Origin of the sequence: Variovorax sp. V35, from assembly GCF_041154465.1 — a bacterium.
Lineage (GTDB): Bacteria > Pseudomonadota > Gammaproteobacteria > Burkholderiales > Burkholderiaceae_C > Variovorax > Variovorax boronicumulans.
This window is the reverse complement of record NZ_AP028666.1, coordinates 2993808-3013051: the sequence shown is the minus strand read 5'-3', so window position 1 is coordinate 3013051 and position 19244 is coordinate 2993808. Positions and strand designations below refer to the sequence as shown.

Sequence of the window (19244 nt, the reverse complement as noted above, 5' to 3'; positions counted from 1 at the left end):
CAACGGCCCTCCCCTTCACACGCTTTCTCACGCACCGCAGGCGCGGCGCCCGCTCCGGCGCGCCGCGCCTTCGCATGCCTGCCGTGCACAATTGGCGCTCCCCCGAGCCCCTTTGCCCCACGCCGCGCATGCGAATCCACGAACTGAAACGACGACTCCGCGAGGCCGGGGCCGGCCCCAGCCACGAGCAGCGCATCCTGCGGCTGTGGTCGCACGCGCTGCCGCGCAACAGCGGCAGGCGCCTGCCGGCCACGTTCTTCCCGTCGTCACTGATGGACGCCCTGCCGGCCATCGAAGCCGAACTGGCGGGCCTGGCGCGCATCCATGCGGTTCACCCTGGCGCCGACGGCTCCGAGCGATTGCTCGTTGCGCTGGCCGACGGCCAGACGGTGGAAAGCGTGCTGCTGCCGCGCGACGGCCTGTGCGTCTCCTCGCAGGTCGGCTGCGCCGTCGGGTGCCAGTTCTGCATGACGGGCCGCGACGGCCTGCTGCGCCAGGTCGAAAGCGCCGAGATCATTGCGCAGGTGGCGCTCGCACGCCTGCGCCGGCCCGTGCGCAAGGTGGTGTTCATGGGCATGGGCGAACCGGCGCACAACCTGGACAACGTGATCGAGGCCATCGAGCTGCTCGGCACGGTCGGCAACATCGGCCACAAGAACCTGGTGTTCTCCACCGTCGGCGATCCGCGCGTGTTCGAGCGGCTGCTGCAGGCGCGCGTGCGGCCCGCGCTGGCGCTCTCGCTACACACGACCGATGCGGCGCTGCGCCGCAAGCTCCTGCCGCGCGCGCCGAACCTGACGCCCGAAGCCCTCATCGACGCGGGCGAGCACTACGCCCGCGCCACCGGCTACCCGATCCAGTACCAGTGGACACTGCTCGAAGGCGTGAACGACGGGCCCGAAGAAGTCGAAGGCATCGTGCGGTTGCTCTCGGGCAAGTACGGCGTGCTGAACATGATCCCGTTCAACACGGTGGAGGGCGTGGACTTCGGCCGCCCGTCGCGCGAGCGCTGCGAGCAGATGGCCCGCACGCTGCACGAACGCGGCATCCTCACGAAGCTGCGCTACTCGGCCGGCCAGGACGTCGACGGCGGCTGCGGCCAGCTGCGGGCACGCGCGGCCGAGGTGCGGGTGACGGTGCCGATCCGCCGCGCCGACGACCGGCTCAGCTGAGCGAGGCCATCCAGTCCCACACTGCGCCGGGCGCCTCGACCATCACGTTGTGGCCGTGCGGGCCCAGGTCGCGGGCGTCGGGGTCGAGAGAGCGGGTCTGTTCCATCGTCACCAGCGCGTCGTGCCGACCCTGCCCGAGGTGGACGGGGCAGCGCGCCAGGCCGACGAGTTCGGACAGCGGCGGCTTGCCCACGGCATTGGCGCGCGGATCCATGGCGAGGCGCCATCCCTCGCCATCTTGCGCAACGCCGCGCGCCACGACGGGCGCCGCTGCATCGACGATCCCCGCGAGACCGGAGACTTTCAGATAGCGGTCCCGAGCCTCTTCTTCCGTAGCGAACTTCTTCGCGGGCTGCGTCGCCAGCGTCTCCATGCGGCGGACCTCTTCATCGCTCCACGCGACCTTGATGCCGGCCGCGAACACCCGGTGCGGCACGACGCCGAACCACCCCGTCGCGAGCGCCAGGCCGATCACACCGCCCTGCGAATGTCCGAGCATCACGAGTCGGCCTTCGGGCTGCAGATGCGGCAGCACCGCACGCGCCACGGTCGCCGCGTGCTGACCGATGGCGTAAGAGGTCTGTCGGTCCGATGTGCCATGCCCAGGCAGGTCGAGCGCCAGCCAACGACCGCGCCATCGCGTACCCGCCTGCGCGCACAGCGGCGCCCACACCGCGCCTGTCGCGCCCATGCCGTGCAGCAGCACCAGCAGGTCCGGGCCTTCGCCGCCTTGTTCCGTGTACATGTCCTTTGTCTCCTGGCACTTTCGATGGCGCGAGAATACCCGGCGACGCCCCGAAAAGGGCCCGATCGGCACCCGCTGCCGCAAGACAGCGCGGGGCCTTGTCCGGCCCCGTTTGCGCGGAATGGCTGACGCGCCGTACCCTGTGGTCCGAGGCATGCTTGGCGTTGTTTTTCCCCCGTCTCCCCGACGCTTCTCTTTTCCCTTCTCCTCCAAAGGCTTTCGCCGCCCCTCAAGAACCCATGCTTGATCGCCGATCCTTCCTCGCCGCCGGCAGTGCCGCCGCCGCACTCGCCGCCCTGGGACTGCCCGAAGAGGCACTGGCCGCCAACGGCCTGCAACTGAGCCAGCCGGCGCCCTTCTCCTTCGATGCGCTCGTCGCGCAGGCCAAGCGCCTCGCGGCCCGCCCCTACACCGCCGCCGCGCCGCTGGCGCCGCAGGTGCTGGAGCGCATCGACTACGACGCGCACGGCAAGATCCGCTTCGACCCCGCCAACGCCCTCTTCCGCGACGGGCCCGGCGCGTTTCCCGTCACGTTCTTCCACCTCGGCCGCTTCTTCCAGACGCCGGTGCGCATGCACGTGCTGGAGACCGCCGGCGGCGACAGCTTTGCGCGCGAGGTGCTCTACAGCCCCACGTACTTCTCGATGCCCCCTGACAGCCCCGCGCGCGCACTGCCCGAAGGCGCCGGCTTCGCGGGCTTTCGCCTGCAGGAAAGCCGTCTGGGCGACCAGGGCAAGCTCGACTGGCAGAAGAACGACTGGGTCGCCTTTCTCGGCGCCTCGTACTTCCGCGCCATCGGCGAGCTCTACCAATACGGTTTGTCGGCGCGCGGCATCGCGCTCGACGTCGCGGTGCCCGACAAGCCCGAGGAGTTTCCGAACTTCACGCGCTTCTATTTCGAGACGCCGGCCGCGGGCAACACCACCTCGATGACCGTCTACGCGCTGCTCGAGGGGCCCAGCGTCACGGGCGTGTTCAAGTTCGTCATGCAGCGCGGCAAGGCTGTGATCATGGACATCGATGCGCGCATCTTTCTGCGCCGCGACGTGTCGCGCCTGGGCCTGGTGCCGCTCACGTCGATGTACTGGTACTCGGAAACCATCAAGCCCACCGCCATCGACTGGCGCCCCGAGGTGCACGACTCCGACGGCCTCGCGATCTGGAACGGCGCGGGCGAGCGCATCTGGCGCCCGCTCAACAACCCCACGCAGACCCGCGCCTCCGCCTTCGCCGACACCCGGCCGCGCGGCTTCGGCCTGCTGCAGCGCGACCGCAACTTCGACCACTACCAGGATGGCGTCAACTACGAGAAGCGCCCCAGCCTGTGGATCGAACCGCTGGGCGACTGGGGCGAAGGCTCGGTCCAACTCATCGAGATCCCGACCGACGACGAGATCCACGACAACACCGTCGCCTTCTGGGTGCCCAAGGCCGATGCCAAGGCGGGTGCGAGCTACAGCCTGCAATACCGGCTGCACTGGACCGACCAGGAGCCCTTTCCGTCACCGCTCGCGCGCTGCGTCGCCACCCGCATCGGCCGCGGCGGCCAACCGGGCCAGCCGCGCCCGCAAGGCGTGCGCAAATTCATGGTGGAGTTCATCGGACAGCCGCTCACCACCGTGCCCTTCGGCGTCAAGCCCGAACTGGTGCTCACCGCGCCGCGCGGCAAGTTCTCCTACGTCTTCGCCGAAGCCGTGCCGAATGGCGTGCCGGGCCACTGGCGCGCGCAGTTCGACTTCACGCCCGAGGGCACGGAGCCAGTAGACATGCGGCTGTATCTGAAGAACGGGGATCAGACGTTGACGGAGACCTGGCTGTATCAGTACCAGCCGGGGTGAGTGGGAGCCCCGGACGGCAAGGCAGGCCGCGGGGCATCCGCAGCAGCCAAATTTCGAGATCTGACAAGGGTCGATGCTGTGGGCAGTGACCTGCCTCAGCCTCGGAAGCGAAGCCAGAGTTCGTTGATTCGCAGTGCTACGGATGCCCAATGGCGAGATCAGACACGCTTACATCCTCGGGCAATCCGATGCCCCGTCCAGACACTTCCACCGGATGTCTGCAACGACTACGCCAGCCAACATGGTCGACGGATGAGGAAATCGGTCTCCCTTGAGCACCCTGGCGGTTCGATTCCAAATGTTGAATGCGTCGGCCAGCGCATGGCTGTCGTCCACCCGCGCGACCCAAAGACCCGAATACGGACACGGTGAGCCTCCGTCAAACCACTTGTCGGCACTATCGATAGCTGATTGGCTCTCGACGGAAGACAGATGGGCCTTCTTGGCCCATGCCGAAAAAATGAGACCACCGATGCATCCAGCAATCAGGCCGGCGAGCGCGCCGACAGCCATATAGAAAATACCGAGAACGGCACCAATCGCGTCACCCGCACTGTGCGCACAATCTCCGCATATGGTGAGACCAACACATCCGCCAATGAACGCGCCGATGATCGAAAAAGGAAGCCACAACATATTGCAGCCTCAGTTGATTCGCGCGTTGGTCAGTTGCATGTCTTCGAATTGACTGCCCGTGAAGTCGACCTGCTCGCCCTGCAGGTTGGTCGCACTCACCTGCGTGCCTCGGCATTCGAGCAACTTCAAGCGCGACCACTGGCTCGCATCGAAATTGAGTGCGGTCCAGTTGCAACGGGTGAAGGTGCAATCGCGGAGCGTGCTGGCCTTGAGCTGCGACGCGCTGAAAGTGCAATCGACGAAGGTGCATCCACTGATCGCGATCCGCTGCATGTCGCACTGACTGAAGGAACAGCCGCTGAACTGGCACATGCTCCAGACAGCGTCTTGAAAAGTGGTCGATGTGAAGCTGCTGCCGCTGAAAGCGCTCGACGAGAAAGTGACCAGATTCAGGTCGAGGCCAGCGTAGGCATTGCCGTCGCTCTGACCGGAAAGACCCGCCGGCGCACCGCCTGCGCCCTTTCGCCATTTGTCGTGGTCCTCGATGATTTGTTTAGCGCTCATGGTGCACCTCGAAAAATCCGACTGCACATGAGGGCACCACGCGGCCCAGAAACATCAGAGTGGCGGTGCCATTGCTATGAAGCGTGCGCGTTGGCGCAGCACGGAATGCGGACATGTGTTCCTCCCAGAAGCCGCTCCTGTGGATCAGGAGTCAGGCGGCGGATTGTGGGAGGCCCATGTGCGCAAAAACAGGGGGAAAGAATCGGGCAACTATTGCGTGGCGAGCAGCGTGATGGACTGCACGCACCGCCCATTGCCCAAGCCGGCTCCAACCGGCCGCGACCACTACTTCTTCGTGACCGACACCAGCTCGACTTCGAAATTCAGCGTCGCATTCGGCGGAATCAGGCCGTTGCCCGCACCGCGCGCACCATAAGCAATCGACGCCGGGCAGGTCAGCTTGGCCTTGCCGCCCGGCTTCATCTTCTGCACGCCTTCGGTCCAGCACGGGATCACGCCGTTGAGCGGGAACTCGGTGGGTTCGCCGCGCTTATACGAGCTGTCGAACTCCTTGCCGCTGTCGGGGAAGGTGCCGCGGTAGTGCACCTTGACCACGTCGGTGGCGGCGGGCGATGCGCCGGTGCCTTCCTTGAGCGACTGGTAGATCAGGCCGCTGGGCGTGGTCACGGCGGCGGATTGCGCAAAGGCTGCGGGGATAGCAAAGACGGACACGAGCGCGGCACAGAAAAATGACTTCACGAAACACCTCGGTGGTTGAAAAGCTGCCGATTATGGACAGCCCCCGTGAAGCCCCTGTACGCCGATGTATCCGATGGAACGGCCCTTGCTTTGGGACAGACGCACTGTCACCATCCGCCCAGAGAGGAAGCCCCCATGCGCTCCAACGACGCTTCGCCGGCCCCCGCCGCCGGCACCGGTCATCTCAAGAAAGTCCTCGGTCCCGTCCAGTTGTGGGGCATCGCGGTCGGCCTCGTCATCTCGGGTGAGTACTTTGGTTGTAGCTACGGCTGGAACACGGCCGGCACGCTCGGCTTCCTGGTCGCCACGGTGCTGGTGGCGACGATGTACACGACCTTCATCTTCAGCTTCACCGAGCTCTCGACCGCCATCCCGCACGCGGGCGGCCCCTTCGCTTATGCGCGGCGGGCCTTCGGGCCGCGCGGCGGTTTCGTGGCGGGCTTCGCGACGCTGATCGAGTTCGTCTTCGCGCCGCCAGCCATCGCGCTGGCCATCGGCGCCTACCTCAACGTGCAGTTCCCAGGCATCAACCCGAAGTGGTTCGCGGTCGGGGCCTACGTGGTCTTCATCGGGCTGAACTGGATCGGCATCGGCATCGCGGCGGCGTTCGAGCTGTTCGTCACCGTGCTCGCGATCTTCGAGCTGCTGGTGTTCATGGGCGTGGTCGCGCCGGGCTGGTCGATGGCGAATTTCGTGGCCAACGGATGGGCCGGCGGCAACGTGCTGAACGGCGCAGCGGTGTCGGGCATCTTCGCGTCGATCCCGTTCGCGATCTGGTTCTTCCTGGCCATCGAGGGCGCGGCCATGGCGGCCGAAGAGGCGCGCGATCCGCACCGCACGATTCCGCTGGCCTACACCACCGGCATCGTCACGCTGGTGCTGCTGGCCTTCGGCGTGATGATCTTCGCGGGCGGCGTGGGCGACTGGCGCCAGCTCGCGAACATCAACGACCCGCTGCCTCAGGCGATGAAGGCGGTGGTGGGGGCCAACAGCGGCTGGTTGCACATGCTGGTGTGGATCGGCCTGTTCGGACTGGTCGCCTCGTTCCACGGCATCCTCATGGGCTACTCGCGCCAGATTTTCGCGCTCGCGCGCGCCGGCTACCTGCCGGCCTACTTCGCCGGCCTGAGCCCGCGCTTCGACACGCCGCACCGCGCGCTGCTGGCCGGCGGCGTGGTCGGCATCGCCGCCATCTTCAGCGACGAGTGGGTGCAGTTCGGCGGGCAGACGCTCACCGCCAACATCGTCACCATGGCCGTGCTCGGCGCGATCGTGATGTACCTGGTCTCGATGGCCGCCCTGTTCAAGTTGCGGCGCACCGAACCCGACCTGCTGCGCACCTACCGCGCGCCCTTCTACCCCGTGTTCCCCGCCGTCGCGCTCGGGCTCGGGCTGGTGTGCCTGGGCGCGATGGTCTGGTTCAACCCGATGCTCACGGTGCTGTTCCTCGTTCTGATGGCGGCCGCCTACGGCTACTTCCTGCTCACCTCAGCGCAGCGCGACGCCGCCGCGCCGGACGCGATGCTGTCTTCCACGCCCTGACAAACAGACATGCGCTACCGCACCACCATTGCCGGCCAGGGCTTCGCCTTCGACGATCTGCGGCAGGTGCTCGCCTGCGCCAGCCCCGCGCGCTCGGGCGACTACCTCGCGGGCCTCGGCGCGGCGACCGCGCAGCAGCGCATGGCGGCGCGCCACGTGCTGGCCGATACGCCGCTGAAGCAGTTCCTCACCGAGGCGCTGATTCCCTACGAGCAGGACAACATCACGCGGCTCATCATCGACACGCACGACGCGCAGGCCTTCGCGCCAGTCGCGCACCTCACGGTCGGCGACTTCCGCAACTGGCTGCTGTCCGAGCAGGCCACCACCGAGGCGCTCGCCGCGCTGGCACCGGGCCTCACGCCCGAGATGGTGGCGGCCGTGTCCAAGCTCATGCGCAACCAGGACCTGGTCGCGGTCGCGAAGAAGTGCCACGTGGTCACGCGCTTTCGCGACACCATCGGCCTGCCCGGCCACCTGGCCGTGCGCCTGCAGCCCAACCACCCCACCGACGACCTGCGCGGCGTGGCTGCCTCCACGCTCGACGGCCTGCTCTACGGTGCGGGCGACGCGGTGATCGGCATCAACCCCGTGTCCGACAGCCTGCCGGTGCTCGGGCGCCTGCTGCACATGCTCGACGAGGTGATCCAGCGCTTCGAAATCCCCACGCAAAGCTGCGTGCTCACGCACGTGACCAACACGCTGAAGCTCGCCGAGGCCGGCGCACCGGTCGACCTCGTGTTCCAGTCGATCGCGGGCACCGAGAAAGCGAACCTCTCGTTCGGCGTGACGCCCGCGCTGCTCGACGAGGCCCATGCCGCGGCGCAGTCGCTCGCGCGCGGCACCGTCGGCAACAACCTCATGTACTTCGAGACCGGCCAGGGCAGCGCGCTCTCGGCCAACGCCCACTTCGGCGTCGACCAGCAGACCTGCGAGGTGCGCGCCTATGCGCTGGCGCGGCGCTACCGGCCGCTGCTCATCAACACCGTGGTCGGCTTCATCGGCCCCGAGTACCTGTACGACGGCAAGCAGATCATCCGCGCCGGTCTCGAAGACCACTTCAGCGGCAAGCTGATGGGCCTGCCGATCGGCTGCGACATCTGCTACACCAACCACGCCGAAGCCGACCAGGACGACATGGACACGCTGCTCGTGCTGCTGGGCACGGCGGGCATCAACTTCATCATGGGCATCCCGGGCGCGGACGACGTGATGCTCAACTACCAGAGCACCTCGTTCCACGACGCCCTCTTCCTGCGCGAAACGCTGGGCCTGAAGCGCGCGCCCGAGTTCGAGGCCTGGCTGCAGCGCATGCAGCTCACCGACACCGCCGGGCGGCTCGCACCGCCCACGGCCAACCGGTTGCTGAGCGACATGGGCGGACTGTCCGCGCTGGCGCCATGAGCGATTCGCCGGTCACCCCCAACCCCTGGGCGCAATGGCGCGCCGCCACGCCCGCGCGGCTCGCGCTGGGCCGCGCCGGTGCCGGCATGCCCACCGACGAGACGCTGCGCTTCGGCTGGGCCCACGCGATGGCGCGCGACGCGATCCATGCCGCACTGGATGTCGACGCGCTCGATGCCGCACTGCGCGCGGACCAGTGGGACGTGGATCGCGTGCGCAGCCGCGCGCCCGACCGCACCACCTACCTGCGCCGCCCCGACCTGGGCCGCCAGCTCGATGCCGAAGACGCCGCGCGCCTGCGCGACGGCCGACCTGCGGGCGGCTGCGACGTCTGCTTCGTGATCGGTGACGGCCTCTCCTCGCTCGCCGTCGCCCGCCACGCCGTGCCGCTGCTCGCGGCGCTGCGCCCGCAGCTGCCGCCCGGCACGCGCCTGTCGCCCGTGTTCATCGCCACGCAGGCGCGCGTGGCGCTGGCCGACGAACTGGGCGAAGCGGTCGGCGCGGCGCTGTCGGTCATGCTGATCGGCGAACGCCCGGGCCTGAGCTCGCCCGACAGCCTCGGCATCTACCTGACCCATTCGCCACGCCGCGGTCGACACGACGCCGAGCGCAACTGCATCTCGAACGTGCGGCCCGAGGGGCTGTCGTACGCGCAGGCCGCCTTCAAGCTCGCGTGGCTGGTGCGCGAATCGCTGCGCCGGGGGCTGAGCGGTGTGGGGCTCAAGGACGAGAGTGACCTGGCGGTGCTGGCTGCAGGCCCGGACGCCGTTGCCTATGATCCCGGGACCGATCCCCAGGAGACATAGCAATGAACGCCCCCCGCTACCCCCTCGCCGAACTGAAAGACCTGCCCGACGACATCCGCACCGCGATCCTTGCCGTGCAGGAAAAGGCCGGTTTCGTGCCCAACGTGTTCCTCGGCCTTGCGCGCCGCCCTGCCGAGTGGCGTGCCTTCTTCGCGTACCACGACGCGCTGATGCTGAAGGAAGAAGGCTCGCTCACCAAGGGCGACCGCGAGATGATCGTCACCGCCACCAGCGCGGTCAACCAATGCCTGTACTGCGTGGTGGCGCACGGCGCGTTGCTGCGCATCTACGAGAAGAAACCGCTGGTGGCCGACCAGGTGGCGGTGAACTACCGCAAGGCCGACATCACGCAGCGCCAGCGCGCGATGCTCGACTTTGCGATGAAGGTCTGCGAACGCTCGCACGAGATCGATGACCGCGACTTCGGGCCGCTGCACGCGCACGGCTTCGACGACGAGGACATCTGGGACATCGCGGCCATCACCGCCTTCTTCGGCCTGAGCAACCGCCTGGCCAGCTTCAGCGGCATGCAGCCGAACCCGGAGTTCTTCCTGATGGGCCGGTTGCCGCGCGAAAAGAAGTAAGAAGCCGAAGCTGCGGGCGGGCTCAGGCCTTGCCGCGGCACGAGGCCAGCGCATCGAGCGCGGGCTTGTAGGTGGGCGTGGCCACGTCCATGAGGCCCAGCACCGTGTGATAGAGGTTGTCGTGCGTGAGCGGCGCGTCCAGGCCCGCCTCCATGCACGAGCGCGAGAGCTTGCGGCGCTCGCTCATGCCGTCGCCGAACCAGGTGACCATGGGCACGTGCTTTTGCGCATCGGGCGCGAAGCTGTAGGGCACGCCGTGCAGGAACAGCCCGTACTCGCCCAGCGACTCGCCGTGGTCGCTCATGTACAGCAGCGCCGTGTCGTACTGCTTCGATTGAGTCTGGAGCCAGTCGATGGTCTGGCCGAGGAAATGGTCGGTCTGGGCGATCGAGTTGTCGTAGACGTTCATCAGCTCGGCATGCGCGCACTCGGCCAGCGCGTTGGTCTTGCACTCGGGCGTGAAGCGCTTCAGCTCGGGCGCAGAGCGCTTGTAGTAGGCCGGGCCGTGGCTGCCCATCTGGTGCATCACGAGCACGACGCCCTTGGCACGCCGCTCGGCGGGCAGCGCGGCGATGCGTTCATCGAGACCCTTGAGCATCACGTTGTCGAGGCACTCCTCGCCGTCGCACAGGGCCTTCTTGGTGGCCGCGTCGAGCCCGTCGAAGGCCGAGGCGTTGGGGATGCGCGCGCACACGCCCTTGCAGCCGGCCTGGTTATCGAGCCAGAACACGGCCAGGCCCGAGGCCTGCAGCACGTCCATGAGGTTCTCGTACTCGTCCTTGCGCGACTCGTAGCCGCTCTTGCCCAGGGGCGAGAACATGCAGGGCACCGAGGCCAGCGTGTTGGTGCCACACGAGCGCACCTCGCGGTAACTCAGCACGTTGCGCTTCGCCAGCTCGGGCGTGGTGTCGCGGGCGTAGCCGTTCAGGCCGAAGTGGTCGGAACGCGCGGTCTCGCCCACCACCACCACGAACAGCGGCGGCCGTTTCTGCGCCGCATAGCTCGCGCCCAGCGCCGTGCCTGCGGTGATCGGGATCAGCTTGCTGCTGCGCTTGAACATCGGCTTGAGCACCACGGCACCAGCCGAGTACAGGCTGGCGATCGGGTTCATCATGTAGCGCAGGTGCACGTTGTTGCGCATCAGCGGCGCGAGCTGCCGGTTCATGGCCACGGCCGTGACCACCGCCACGACGGCGGCCAGCACCAGCAGCAGCGCGTTGCGCCAGACGTGCGACAGCAGCCCCATCGGCACGATGCGCACACGCCAGATCGCCCAGGCCGCGGGCAGCACGACCACGAGCACGTTGAAGGCCATGCGCCCGCTCAGCAGGTCGCGCGCTTCGTTGGGGTCGGTCTGAAACGCGTTCGCGATCATGCTCGGGTCCATCACCACGCGGTACTGGAGCATGTAGTGCTGCGCCACCGCGGCGATCACGACCACGAGCAGCCACAGCGGCTTCATCCAGCGCGACCAGGCGGTGAGCGACAGCATCGCGACGGTGCCGCAGAAGGTGAGCATCCCCAGCGCGGCGATGGTCGGCATGTAAGTGCTGGGCGCGCCGCCCAGGCGGGCCAGGTCGTTCAGCAGCGGCCAGTTGGCGGTGAGGCCGAGGTACAGGCTGAGCCAGACGATCACCTGCCGCGTCGAGCGGGGCTGCGAGATCCAGCGGTCGATGCGTTGCCAGAAAGTGCCGGCGGCGCCCGCATCCGACAGCGGCGCGGGGCGGGATTCAGATCGGCTGGGAGCACGCGCCAGCAGCGCGGAGTCGAGACGCGAAACAGACATGCCGCCAATGTAGGCAGCGCGCCTGAAGAGAGCCTGAACAGTTCATTCAGAGCGCATTCAGGCTCGGCCGATGCGCGCACGGCGCAGCAGCCGCAGGCGCGGGCTGCGCGACACCGCGCGGCCGGCGGGGCGGCTGATGCCGCGCTCCACCACGATCGAGACCAGCGCCGCCAGGATCGCGGCGGCCGTCACGTCGGTCGGGAAATGCAGGCCCAGGTACAGCCGGCTCCAGGCCACCACCACCGCCGCCACCAGGGCCAGCCGCATCGGCGTGCGCCAGGGCAGGCACCACAGCGAGAAGGCGGCGGCGAAGGTGCCGGCCGCATGCAGGCTGGGGAAGCCCGGGCGCGCGCCCTGCGGCACCCACTGGATGCCCAGGCCGTAAAACGCGGGCCGCGGGAACGGCAGCACCGAGCGGAACACGTTCACCACCAGCCACACGACGAGCACGCTGACCAGTGCGGTGAAGAAGGCGTGGCGCCAGCGGCGGTCGAAGGCCGCGGCGGCCGCGATGGACAGCGCCAGCAGCGCCGGCAGCACGTCGGACGCGAACATCGCGAAGCGCAGGCTCCACGCCGGCGCGGAGGCCGAGGCGTTGAGCCAGCTGAACAGGGCGAAATCAAGGGCTTGCATGCAGGGGCGCGGTGCGCTCGATGGGAGGGGACGTGCGGCGGCGCGTCGCCACCAGTTCGATGAGGAAGCCGACCGTCCAGCAGACCCAGGCGGTCCACAGCGTGTGGCTCATGTAGTGCGCGCCGCGCATCTGCTGCGCCACGCCGAGCACGAAGCCGGCGGCCAGCGCCACGCACAGCCACACGACGGCCCCGCGCGGTGCCACGCGCCGCAGCACGAAATACCCGCCGAGGTAAGCGAAGGCGGCCGACGCATGGCCGGCCGGGAAGCAGCCGCCCGGCCCGCCGTCGTCCTGGCCCCAGGCCCAGTGCGACACATAGCGCGCCACGCCGCCGAACTCCTTCAGGTCCCAGGGGCAGCTGGTGTCGCTCAGGTGTTTGATCAGGCTCACGGCCAGCACCGAGGCCAGCACCGTCAGCGCCAGCTGCACGCGGGCGCCCGTGTCCAGGCGCCGCAGCACGCCCACGGGCCAGCGGATGGCGGCGAACAGGCCGATCACCAGCAGCCAGCTGAGGTTTCTCGCGCCCTCGTGCATCACGTGGACCAGGAAGGGGTTCTCGCGCCAGGGAAAGCCCATCGGCGTGCCGGCCAGGCGGGCCAGCGGCAGGTCGCCGCCAAGGGCGTCCCAGATCATCAGCAGGGCCAGGGCAAGCAAGGTCAGGGCTCCGAGACGGAGATGCGGGGTACGACGGGTCATGAAGAAAAACAGGCCTCGGAACAGACTGGCGCGAGCCTACGCACGCGGGATGAACCCAGTCTGAAGCGACCTGAACGATTCCTGACGCGATCGCCAGAGGGGCGGCGCTAGACTTCGAGTTTTTGTAAGGGCCACCGCGTGCGAATCTTGCTGGTCGAAGATGACAGTTCGTTGGCAGACGCGGTCTGCAGCTACCTCGTCGCCAAGGCGTTCGTCGTCGACGTGGCCCCCAGCCTGGCCGAAGCGCGCGGCGCCCTGCTCTCGGTGCAGTACGCGGCGGTGCTGCTCGACCTGCACCTGGGCGACGGCGACGGCCTCTCTTTGCTGCCGCAGGTGCGCGCGCTGCGCGAGCCGCCCATCGTCATCGTGCTCACGGCGCGCGACCAGGTCACCGACCGCATCCGCGGCCTCGACGCCGGCGCCGACGACTACCTCATCAAGCCCTACGACCCGGCCGAGCTGCTCGCGCGGCTGCGCGCCGTGGAGCGCCGACGCAGCGCCAACACCTCGCCGGTGCTGCAGCTGGGCACGCTGGAGATCGACCTGGCCCACGACCGCGTGCGCAAGGACGGCGTGCCCGTCGTGCTCACGCAGAAGGAATGGGCCCTGCTGCGCGTGATGGCCACGCGGCCCGAGCGCATCCACACGCGCGACAACCTGGCCGACGCGCTGTACGGCTTCGGCGACGAGGCCGACAGCAACACGCTCGAGGTGTTCATCAGCCGGCTGCGGCGCAAGCTCGGGCGCAGCCACATCCAGACGCTGCGCGGCCTGGGCTACCGGCTGTCGTTCTCGGCGGACGACGAGGAATGACCGGCACCTTGCTGCGCGACCGCCGCGATTCGCTGGCCGGGCGCCTCACGCGCACACTGATCCTGTGGGTCGGCGGCGTGTGGCTGCTGTGCGTGCTCGCCGTGGTCTGGTACGTGGACCGCGAGATCAACCACAACTTCGACAACGAGCTGGTGGAGGTGTCGCACCGCATGTTCGACATGGCGGTGCAGGAGCTCGAGAAGCTGCGCCTGCGCCATGAAAGCGGCAAGCAGGACACGCCGCTGATCGCACCCAAGCAGCTGTTCTCCGAAGACGCCGTGATGTACCAGGTGGTCGACGTGCACGAGCACGTGCTGCTGCGCTCGGCCGAAGCGCCCGACGACGCCTTCGATGTGCCGCTGGCCGCGGGCTTCGCCAACAACCAGACCTGGCGCATCTACACCGTGCGCCACCCCACGCTGGGCCTGTACTTCCAGGTGGCCGACCCGCTCGACGAACGCCGCCGCGCGCTGAACCGCACGCTGTTCGGCCTCATCATCCCGCTCGGCGCGGTGCTGCCGCTGCTGGCGCTGGTGCTGCGCCGCGTGGCGCGCACCGAGCTGCGCGTGCTGCAGCAGCTGGCCGCCGAGATCGAGAAGCGCAACGGCGCCGACCTGCGCCCCATCACCCTGCCCGGCCTGCCGCAGGAGCTGCGCGCGGTGGGCGACCATGTCAACCGGCTGCTGCAGCGGCTGTCGCAGTCGCTCGACGTGGAGCGCGCGCTGGCCGCCAACGCCGCGCACGAGCTGCGCACGCCGCTGGCCGCCGCGCGCCTGCGGCTGCAGACCGCGCTCGACCACGACCTGAAGCGCACCGACGTCGAAGGCGCGCTGCAGGCGCTGCAGATGCTGAGCCACCGCGCCGAAAAGCTGCTGCAGCTGTCGCGCGCCGAATCGGGTGCCTCGCTCGCGCGGGCGCGGGTCGACCTGGTGCAGCTGGCGGGCACGGTGGCGCAGGAGTTCTGGCAAGACCCGCAGATCAACGAGCGCCTGAAGCTCAAGGTGCCCGACAGTGCGGCGCCCGTGGCCTTCGGCGACGTCGACGCGCTGGCGATCGCGCTGCGCAACCTCGTGGAGAACGCGCTGCGCTACAGCGGCGACGGCCGCGTGACGATCGAGGTGGCGGCGCTGTGCGTGCTGGTGGTGCGCGATGCCGGCCCCGGTGTCAGCGCCGAGCAGCTGCAGTCGCTGCACCAGCGCCATGTGCGCCACGGCTCGGACCGCGCCGGCTACGGCCTGGGCATGTCGATCGTGGGCACCATCGTCGAGAAGCACAACGCGACGCTGGAGCTGGCCTCGCCGCCGCCCGGCATGGCGCGCGGCTTCGAGGCGCGCATCGTGCTGCGGCCGGCCTGAGCCTTTTTCGTAGACGCGTCAGCGCGCCTTCAGTCGCTGACGATCTCGCGCAGCCAGTCGGGCAGCGCCAGCGCCTTCTGCTTCGGAAAGTCGACCCAGATGGTGGTGGCGCCGCCGGCCGCACAGAGCACGTCGGGCGCGTCCTCGCGGACCATGGTGGCCCAGCTTTCGAAGGTGGTGCGCCCCGGGTCGCTCACGTACATCTTGATCCGCACGTTGCCCGGGTACTCGATCTGCCGGTAGAAGTTGCAGAAGGCGTTGACGATCACCATGCCCTCGCCGCCCGGCGTGGGCTCCACGCCGAGCGAGCGGATCCAGTCGATGCGCGCCGTTTCCAGGTAGCGGAAGTAGGTGCCGTTGTTCAGGTGGCCCATGGCGTCCATGTCGCCCCAGCGGATCGGGATCGACATCTCGTACACGAGCTTCTTCTTTTCGGGGATTTCGATTCTCATCGGTGGGCCTTGATGGATGCGAGGATGCCCAGGACGAACAGCGCCGCCGCCACCCACTCGGTGGCCTGCGGCCAGCGGCCGTCCCAGAGGAAGGAATAGAGCAAGGCGAACAGCGTCTCGCTCACGATGAGCTGGCCGCACAGGCTGGCCGAGAGGCGCTGGCTCGCGACGTTCCAGAGAATGGTCGCGAGCCACGACGAGCCGAAACCGCTCGCCAGCGCGATCCAGATGAACAGCATGCCGTCGGGCTGCGACTGCAGCGTGGCGACATCGCTGCCCGCCACCGCCCACAGCAGCAAGGCGCCCAGGCCGGTGGCGATGCCCAGCCAGTTGGCCCAGTCGGCCGCATGCACCTCGCGGTGCCGTTGCAGCCAGGCGGCGTTGAGCAGGCCGTAGACCGTCCAGCTCACCATCGAGCACAGCGCCAGCGCAATGCCCCAGCCGAAGCGCGCGCCGCCTCCACCTGCACCGTGCTGCGCCGACCACGCGCCCCAGATCATCAGCGCGATGCCCGCGCCCGTGAGCAGCAGGCCGGGCAGCAAGGCCCGCATGTGCAGGCCCGCGGGCCGGCCCAGCAGCATCATCCAGACGGGAATGGTGCCGATGATGAGGCTGGGCACCTCGGTGCCCGCCGCCGCGATGCCGAAGGCCAGCAGCAGGTAGTAGCCGCTGAAGCCCAGTACGCTCAGGCCGAGCGCCGCCAGCGCCTGCCGGCCCGTGGGCCAGCGCACGGCCGCGGGCCGCGCGAACACCGCCAGCGCCGACACCGCACCGAACACCGCGAAACGCGCCGCCGTGATGTCGACCATGCCGAAGTGGCCGACCATGCGCGGCGCCACGAACACCAGGCCCCAGAGCGCGCCCGCGCCCAGGCCGGCGGCGATGCCGATCCAGGCCCGGGGGCTCAGATCGCGAACCCGTCGTCGGCGGCGATGACCGCGCCGTTCACGAAATGGCTCTCGCCGCTGGCCAGCAGCACGATCAGGCCGTCGAGGTCTTCGGGCTTGCCCACGCGCTTGCGCGGCAGCATGCTGACCAGCTTGGCACCACCTTCGGTGCTCCAGTGCTCCTCGTTGAGCTCGGTCGTGATGTAGCCCGGGCACAGCGCGTTCACGTTGATGCCGAAGCGGCCCCACTCGAGCGCCATGGCCTTGGTCATCTGCACCACGGTGGCCTTGCTCATGCAGTAGGTGCCGATCTGCGGCATGACCTTCAGCGCCGCTGACGACGCGATGTTGATGATGCGTCCGCCGATGTAGGTGCCCGGCGCCTTGCCTTGGGCGCGCGCCAGCATGCGCTTGCCGACCTCCTGCGCCACGAAGAAGGAGCCCTTCACGTTGGTGTCGAAGATGTAGTCGTAGTCCTCAGGCGTGACGTCCTGCAGGCGCTGCGTGGCGCTCACGCCCGAGTTGTTGACCAGGATGTCGATGGGCCCCACTTCGGTCTCGGCGCGCGCCACGGCGGCCTTGATGCTGCCGATGTCGGTCACGTCGAGCTCGACCACGTGGGCGTCATGGCCCTCGCCTTCGATGCGCGCGCGCAGCTCCTTGAGCTTCTCGACGCGGCGGCTGGCCAGCACCACGGCGGCGCCGGCACGGGCCAGTGTCTTGGCGAACTGGGCGCCCAGTCCGCTGGAGGCGCCGGTGACGAAAGCCACGCGGCCGGAGAGATCGATGCTGTAAGCCATGAGCTGAATCCTGTGGAGTCGCGCAGGTGACGCAGGGTGCCTCGCCTGCGGGCGACAAGGCCACCGCCGGACGCCGCATAAAATGCCCGGCGAACCGGGACGCCCCCGCGCCTCTAAAAATCATTATCGACCCAACCCACATGACGCACGACGAAATCCTCGCCCAGTTCGGCCCTCGCGAAGCCATGGAATACGACGTGGTCGTGGTCGGCGGCGGCCCCGCCGGCCTCTCGACCGCGATCCGCCTCAAGCAGCTCGCCGCCCAGCAGGAGAAGGAAATCTCCGTCGTGGTGCTCGAGAAGGGTTCCGAGCCCGGCGCGCACATCCTGTCGGGCGCCATCATGGACCCGCGCGCGCTCAACGAGCTGCTGCCCGACTGGGAGGAACTCGGCGCCCCGCTGAACCAGCCCGTGACCGACGACGCCATGGTGTTCCTGAGCGAAAAGTCGGGCCTGCGCACGCCCAACGCCTTCCTGCCGGCCTGCTTCCAGAACCACGGTAACTACATCATCAGCCTGGGTGCCTTCACCAAGTGGCTGGCGCAGCAGGCCGAGAACCTGGGCGTGGAAATCTTCCCGGGCTTCCCGGCCGCCGAAGTGCTCTACAACGAGAACGGCTCGGTGCGCGGCGTGGCCACCGGCAACATGGGCGTCGGCAAGGACGGCGAACCCACCGAGAACTTCCAGCTCGGCATGGAGCTGCTGGGCAAGTACACGGTGTTCGCCGAAGGCGCGCGCGGCCACCTGGGCCGCCAGCTGATCGCCAAGTTCAAGCTCGACGAAGGCCGCGACCCGCAGACCTACGGCCTGGGCGTCAAGGAAGTCTGGGAAATCGATCCCAAGCGCCACCAGCCCGGTTTCGTGCTGCACACGGCCGGCTGGCCGATGGACAACAACACCTACGGCGGCGCGTTCCTCTATCACATGGAGGACAACAAGGTCACGATGGGCTTCATCACGGGCCTGGACTACAGCAACCCGTACCTGAGCCCGTTCGAGGAAATGCAGCGCTGGAAGCTGCACCCCAATATCCGCTGGTACCTCGAGGGCGACGAAGCCAAGGGCATCAAGCCCGCCAAGCGCATCGGCTACGGCGCGCGCGCCATCACGGCCGGCGGCCTGATGTCGCTGCCCAAGACGGTGTTCCCGGGCGGCGCGCTGGTCGGCTGCGAAGCCGGCTACCTGAACGTGAGCCGCATCAAGGGCAGCCACGCCGCCATCAAGACCGGCATGCTGTGCGCCGAAGCCGCGTTCGACGCCGTCATGGCCGGCCGCCAGCACGACGAACTCACGGCCTACCCGGTGGCGTTCGAGAAGAGCTGGCTCTACACCGAGCTGAACAAGGCGCGCAACTTCAAGGCCTGGTTCAAGAAGGGCCTGGGCATCGCCACGGTCATGAACGGCGTCGAGCAGTGGCTGCTCAAGGGCCACATCCCATGGACCCTGCGCCGCAACAAGCCCGACCACCAGTACCTGAAGCCGGCCGCCGAGTGCAAGCCCATCGTCTATCCGAAGCCGGACGGCAAGCTCACCTTCGACCGCCTCTCCAGCGTGTTCATCAGCAACACGAACCATGAAGAGCAGCAACCCGCCCACCTGACGCTGAAGGATGCGTCGGTGCCGGTCAACGTCAACCTCGCCAAGTTCGCCGGCCCCGAAAGCCGCTACTGCCCGGCCGGCGTGTACGAGTTCGTGCCCGACGAAGCCAGCGCCGGCAAGGAACGCCTGCAGATCAACGCGCAGAACTGCGTGCACTGCAAGACCTGCGACATCAAGGACCCGACGCAGAACATCGTCTGGGTCACGCCTGAAGGCGGCGGCGGTCCGAACTACGTGGGCATGTAAGCCCCGCAGCGTCGATGCATGAAAGCCCTCTTCGGAGGGCTTTTTTC

General features: G+C 68.3%; 19 protein-coding genes. 9 read left to right on the top strand and 10 right to left on the bottom strand.

Annotated elements, in window-relative coordinates; genetic code table 11:
• The first annotated feature begins 128 nt into the window (after nt 1–128).
• The gene (locus ACAM42_RS13950; protein WP_369632364.1) at nt 129–1172 is read left to right on the top strand and encodes an RNA methyltransferase; all 1044 of its coding nucleotides are present in this window, start codon (nt 129–131) and stop codon (nt 1170–1172) included.
• Here ACAM42_RS13950 and ACAM42_RS13945 read toward each other — a convergent pair.
• Nucleotides 1165–1917, bottom strand: a complete 753-nt coding sequence (locus ACAM42_RS13945) for an alpha/beta fold hydrolase (RefSeq protein ID WP_369632363.1) — start codon at nt 1915–1917, stop codon at nt 1165–1167. The two genes, ACAM42_RS13950 and ACAM42_RS13945, sit on opposite strands and share 8 nt — an antisense overlap.
• A gap of 239 nt (nt 1918–2156) precedes the next feature.
• Between ACAM42_RS13945 and ACAM42_RS13940 the strand changes: the two genes are divergently transcribed.
• Complete coding sequence (locus ACAM42_RS13940) at nt 2157–3755, top strand: glucan biosynthesis protein (protein WP_369632362.1); 1599 nt, start codon at nt 2157–2159, stop codon at nt 3753–3755.
• 168 nt (nt 3756–3923) lie between these two features.
• Here the strand turns inward: ACAM42_RS13940 and ACAM42_RS13935 are convergent, their stop codons facing one another.
• The 3 genes from ACAM42_RS13935 to ACAM42_RS13925 form a co-directional block, all read right to left on the bottom strand.
• The gene (locus tag ACAM42_RS13935; RefSeq protein ID WP_369632361.1) at nt 3924–4391 is read right to left on the bottom strand and encodes a hypothetical protein; all 468 of its coding nucleotides are present in this window, start codon (nt 4389–4391) and stop codon (nt 3924–3926) included.
• A 9-nt stretch (nt 4392–4400) separates the two neighbouring features.
• The gene (locus tag ACAM42_RS13930; protein WP_095744888.1) at nt 4401–4895 is read right to left on the bottom strand and encodes a pentapeptide repeat-containing protein; all 495 of its coding nucleotides are present in this window, start codon (nt 4893–4895) and stop codon (nt 4401–4403) included.
• Nucleotides 4896–5180: 285 nt separating this feature from the next.
• On the bottom strand, nt 5181–5594 hold the full coding sequence (locus ACAM42_RS13925; protein WP_159272246.1) for an FKBP-type peptidyl-prolyl cis-trans isomerase: 414 nt from the start codon (nt 5592–5594) through the stop codon (nt 5181–5183).
• A gap of 135 nt (nt 5595–5729) precedes the next feature.
• Between ACAM42_RS13925 and eat the strand changes: the two genes are divergently transcribed.
• Genes eat through ACAM42_RS13905 form a run of 4 tightly spaced genes read left to right on the top strand, consistent with a single transcriptional unit; the run spans nt 5730 to nt 9930 of the window.
• The gene (eat, locus tag ACAM42_RS13920) at nt 5730–7136 is read left to right on the top strand and encodes an ethanolamine permease (RefSeq protein WP_369632360.1); all 1407 of its coding nucleotides are present in this window, start codon (nt 5730–5732) and stop codon (nt 7134–7136) included.
• A gap of 9 nt (nt 7137–7145) precedes the next feature.
• Nucleotides 7146–8540: an ethanolamine ammonia-lyase subunit EutB gene (locus ACAM42_RS13915; RefSeq protein WP_369632359.1), complete on the top strand. Its 1395-nt coding sequence runs from the start codon at nt 7146–7148 to the stop codon at nt 8538–8540.
• A complete protein-coding gene (eutC, locus tag ACAM42_RS13910; protein WP_369632358.1) occupies nt 8537–9346 on the top strand; it encodes an ethanolamine ammonia-lyase subunit EutC in 810 nt (269 codons plus the stop codon). The genes ACAM42_RS13915 and eutC overlap by 4 nt, the downstream gene beginning before the upstream one ends.
• A gap of 2 nt (nt 9347–9348) precedes the next feature.
• A complete protein-coding gene (locus ACAM42_RS13905) occupies nt 9349–9930 on the top strand; it encodes a peroxidase-related enzyme (protein WP_062474448.1) in 582 nt (193 codons plus the stop codon).
• Between the two features lie 22 nt (nt 9931–9952).
• Here the strand turns inward: ACAM42_RS13905 and ACAM42_RS13900 are convergent, their stop codons facing one another.
• Genes ACAM42_RS13900 through ACAM42_RS13890 form a run of 3 tightly spaced genes read right to left on the bottom strand, consistent with a single transcriptional unit; the run spans nt 9953 to nt 13046 of the window.
• A complete protein-coding gene (locus ACAM42_RS13900; protein WP_369632357.1) occupies nt 9953–11716 on the bottom strand; it encodes a phosphoethanolamine transferase in 1764 nt (587 codons plus the stop codon).
• Between the two features lie 57 nt (nt 11717–11773).
• Entirely contained in the window at nt 11774–12349 is a 576-nt protein-coding gene (locus tag ACAM42_RS13895; protein ID WP_139705214.1) for a phosphatase PAP2 family protein, read from the bottom strand.
• Nucleotides 12336–13046, bottom strand: a complete 711-nt coding sequence (locus ACAM42_RS13890) for a phosphatase PAP2 family protein (protein ID WP_369632356.1) — start codon at nt 13044–13046, stop codon at nt 12336–12338. Before ACAM42_RS13890 ends, ACAM42_RS13895 begins: the two co-directional genes overlap by 14 nt.
• A gap of 138 nt (nt 13047–13184) precedes the next feature.
• Between ACAM42_RS13890 and ACAM42_RS13885 the strand changes: the two genes are divergently transcribed.
• Together ACAM42_RS13885 and ACAM42_RS13880 are read left to right on the top strand one after the other, a co-directional pair.
• On the top strand, nt 13185–13859 hold the full coding sequence (locus ACAM42_RS13885; protein ID WP_062474437.1) for a response regulator transcription factor: 675 nt from the start codon (nt 13185–13187) through the stop codon (nt 13857–13859).
• The gene (locus ACAM42_RS13880) at nt 13856–15214 is read left to right on the top strand and encodes a sensor histidine kinase (protein ID WP_369632355.1); all 1359 of its coding nucleotides are present in this window, start codon (nt 13856–13858) and stop codon (nt 15212–15214) included. The genes ACAM42_RS13885 and ACAM42_RS13880 overlap by 4 nt, the downstream gene beginning before the upstream one ends.
• Nucleotides 15215–15243: 29 nt before the next feature.
• Here ACAM42_RS13880 and ACAM42_RS13875 read toward each other — a convergent pair whose 3' ends face one another.
• Genes ACAM42_RS13875 through ACAM42_RS13865 form a run of 3 tightly spaced genes read right to left on the bottom strand, consistent with a single transcriptional unit; the run spans nt 15244 to nt 17353 of the window.
• Entirely contained in the window at nt 15244–15666 is a 423-nt protein-coding gene (locus ACAM42_RS13875; RefSeq protein ID WP_070059373.1) for a thioesterase family protein, read from the bottom strand.
• Entirely contained in the window at nt 15663–16511 is an 849-nt protein-coding gene (locus ACAM42_RS13870; RefSeq protein WP_369632354.1) for a DMT family transporter, read from the bottom strand. The genes ACAM42_RS13875 and ACAM42_RS13870 overlap by 4 nt, the downstream gene beginning before the upstream one ends.
• Nucleotides 16512–16570: 59 nt before the next feature.
• The gene (locus ACAM42_RS13865) at nt 16571–17353 is read right to left on the bottom strand and encodes an SDR family oxidoreductase (RefSeq protein ID WP_369632353.1); all 783 of its coding nucleotides are present in this window, start codon (nt 17351–17353) and stop codon (nt 16571–16573) included.
• A gap of 140 nt (nt 17354–17493) precedes the next feature.
• Between ACAM42_RS13865 and ACAM42_RS13860 the strand changes: the two genes are divergently transcribed.
• Nucleotides 17494–19197, top strand: a complete 1704-nt coding sequence (locus ACAM42_RS13860; protein WP_369632352.1) for an electron transfer flavoprotein-ubiquinone oxidoreductase — start codon at nt 17494–17496, stop codon at nt 19195–19197.
• Nucleotides 19198–19244 lie beyond the last annotated feature (47 nt).

Bases quoted from the DNA above. Each gene is read 5' to 3' on its own strand.
- ACAM42_RS13940 (WP_369632362.1), top strand. From the start codon at position 2,157: ATGCTTGATCGCCGATCCTTCCTCGCCGCCGGCAGTGCCGCCGCCGCA.
- ACAM42_RS13935 (WP_369632361.1), bottom strand. From the start codon at position 4,391: ATGTTGTGGCTTCCTTTTTCGATCATCGGCGCGTTCATTGGCGGATGT.
- ACAM42_RS13880 (WP_369632355.1), top strand. From the start codon at position 13,856: ATGACCGGCACCTTGCTGCGCGACCGCCGCGATTCGCTGGCCGGGCGC.
- ACAM42_RS13915 (WP_369632359.1), top strand. From the start codon at position 7,146: ATGCGCTACCGCACCACCATTGCCGGCCAGGGCTTCGCCTTCGACGAT.
- ACAM42_RS13900 (WP_369632357.1), bottom strand. From the start codon at position 11,716: ATGTCTGTTTCGCGTCTCGACTCCGCGCTGCTGGCGCGTGCTCCCAGC.
- eat (WP_369632360.1), top strand. From the start codon at position 5,730: ATGCGCTCCAACGACGCTTCGCCGGCCCCCGCCGCCGGCACCGGTCAT.
- ACAM42_RS13895 (WP_139705214.1), bottom strand. From the start codon at position 12,349: ATGCAAGCCCTTGATTTCGCCCTGTTCAGCTGGCTCAACGCCTCGGCC.
- ACAM42_RS13875 (WP_070059373.1), bottom strand. From the start codon at position 15,666: ATGAGAATCGAAATCCCCGAAAAGAAGAAGCTCGTGTACGAGATGTCG.
- eutC (WP_369632358.1), top strand. From the start codon at position 8,537: ATGAGCGATTCGCCGGTCACCCCCAACCCCTGGGCGCAATGGCGCGCC.
- ACAM42_RS13890 (WP_369632356.1), bottom strand. From the start codon at position 13,046: ATGACCCGTCGTACCCCGCATCTCCGTCTCGGAGCCCTGACCTTGCTT.
- ACAM42_RS13945 (WP_369632363.1), bottom strand. From the start codon at position 1,917: ATGTACACGGAACAAGGCGGCGAAGGCCCGGACCTGCTGGTGCTGCTG.
- ACAM42_RS13950 (WP_369632364.1), top strand. From the start codon at position 129: ATGCGAATCCACGAACTGAAACGACGACTCCGCGAGGCCGGGGCCGGC.
- ACAM42_RS13930 (WP_095744888.1), bottom strand. From the start codon at position 4,895: ATGAGCGCTAAACAAATCATCGAGGACCACGACAAATGGCGAAAGGGC.
- ACAM42_RS13865 (WP_369632353.1), bottom strand. From the start codon at position 17,353: ATGGCTTACAGCATCGATCTCTCCGGCCGCGTGGCTTTCGTCACCGGC.
- ACAM42_RS13860 (WP_369632352.1), top strand. From the start codon at position 17,494: ATGACGCACGACGAAATCCTCGCCCAGTTCGGCCCTCGCGAAGCCATG.
- ACAM42_RS13905 (WP_062474448.1), top strand. From the start codon at position 9,349: ATGAACGCCCCCCGCTACCCCCTCGCCGAACTGAAAGACCTGCCCGAC.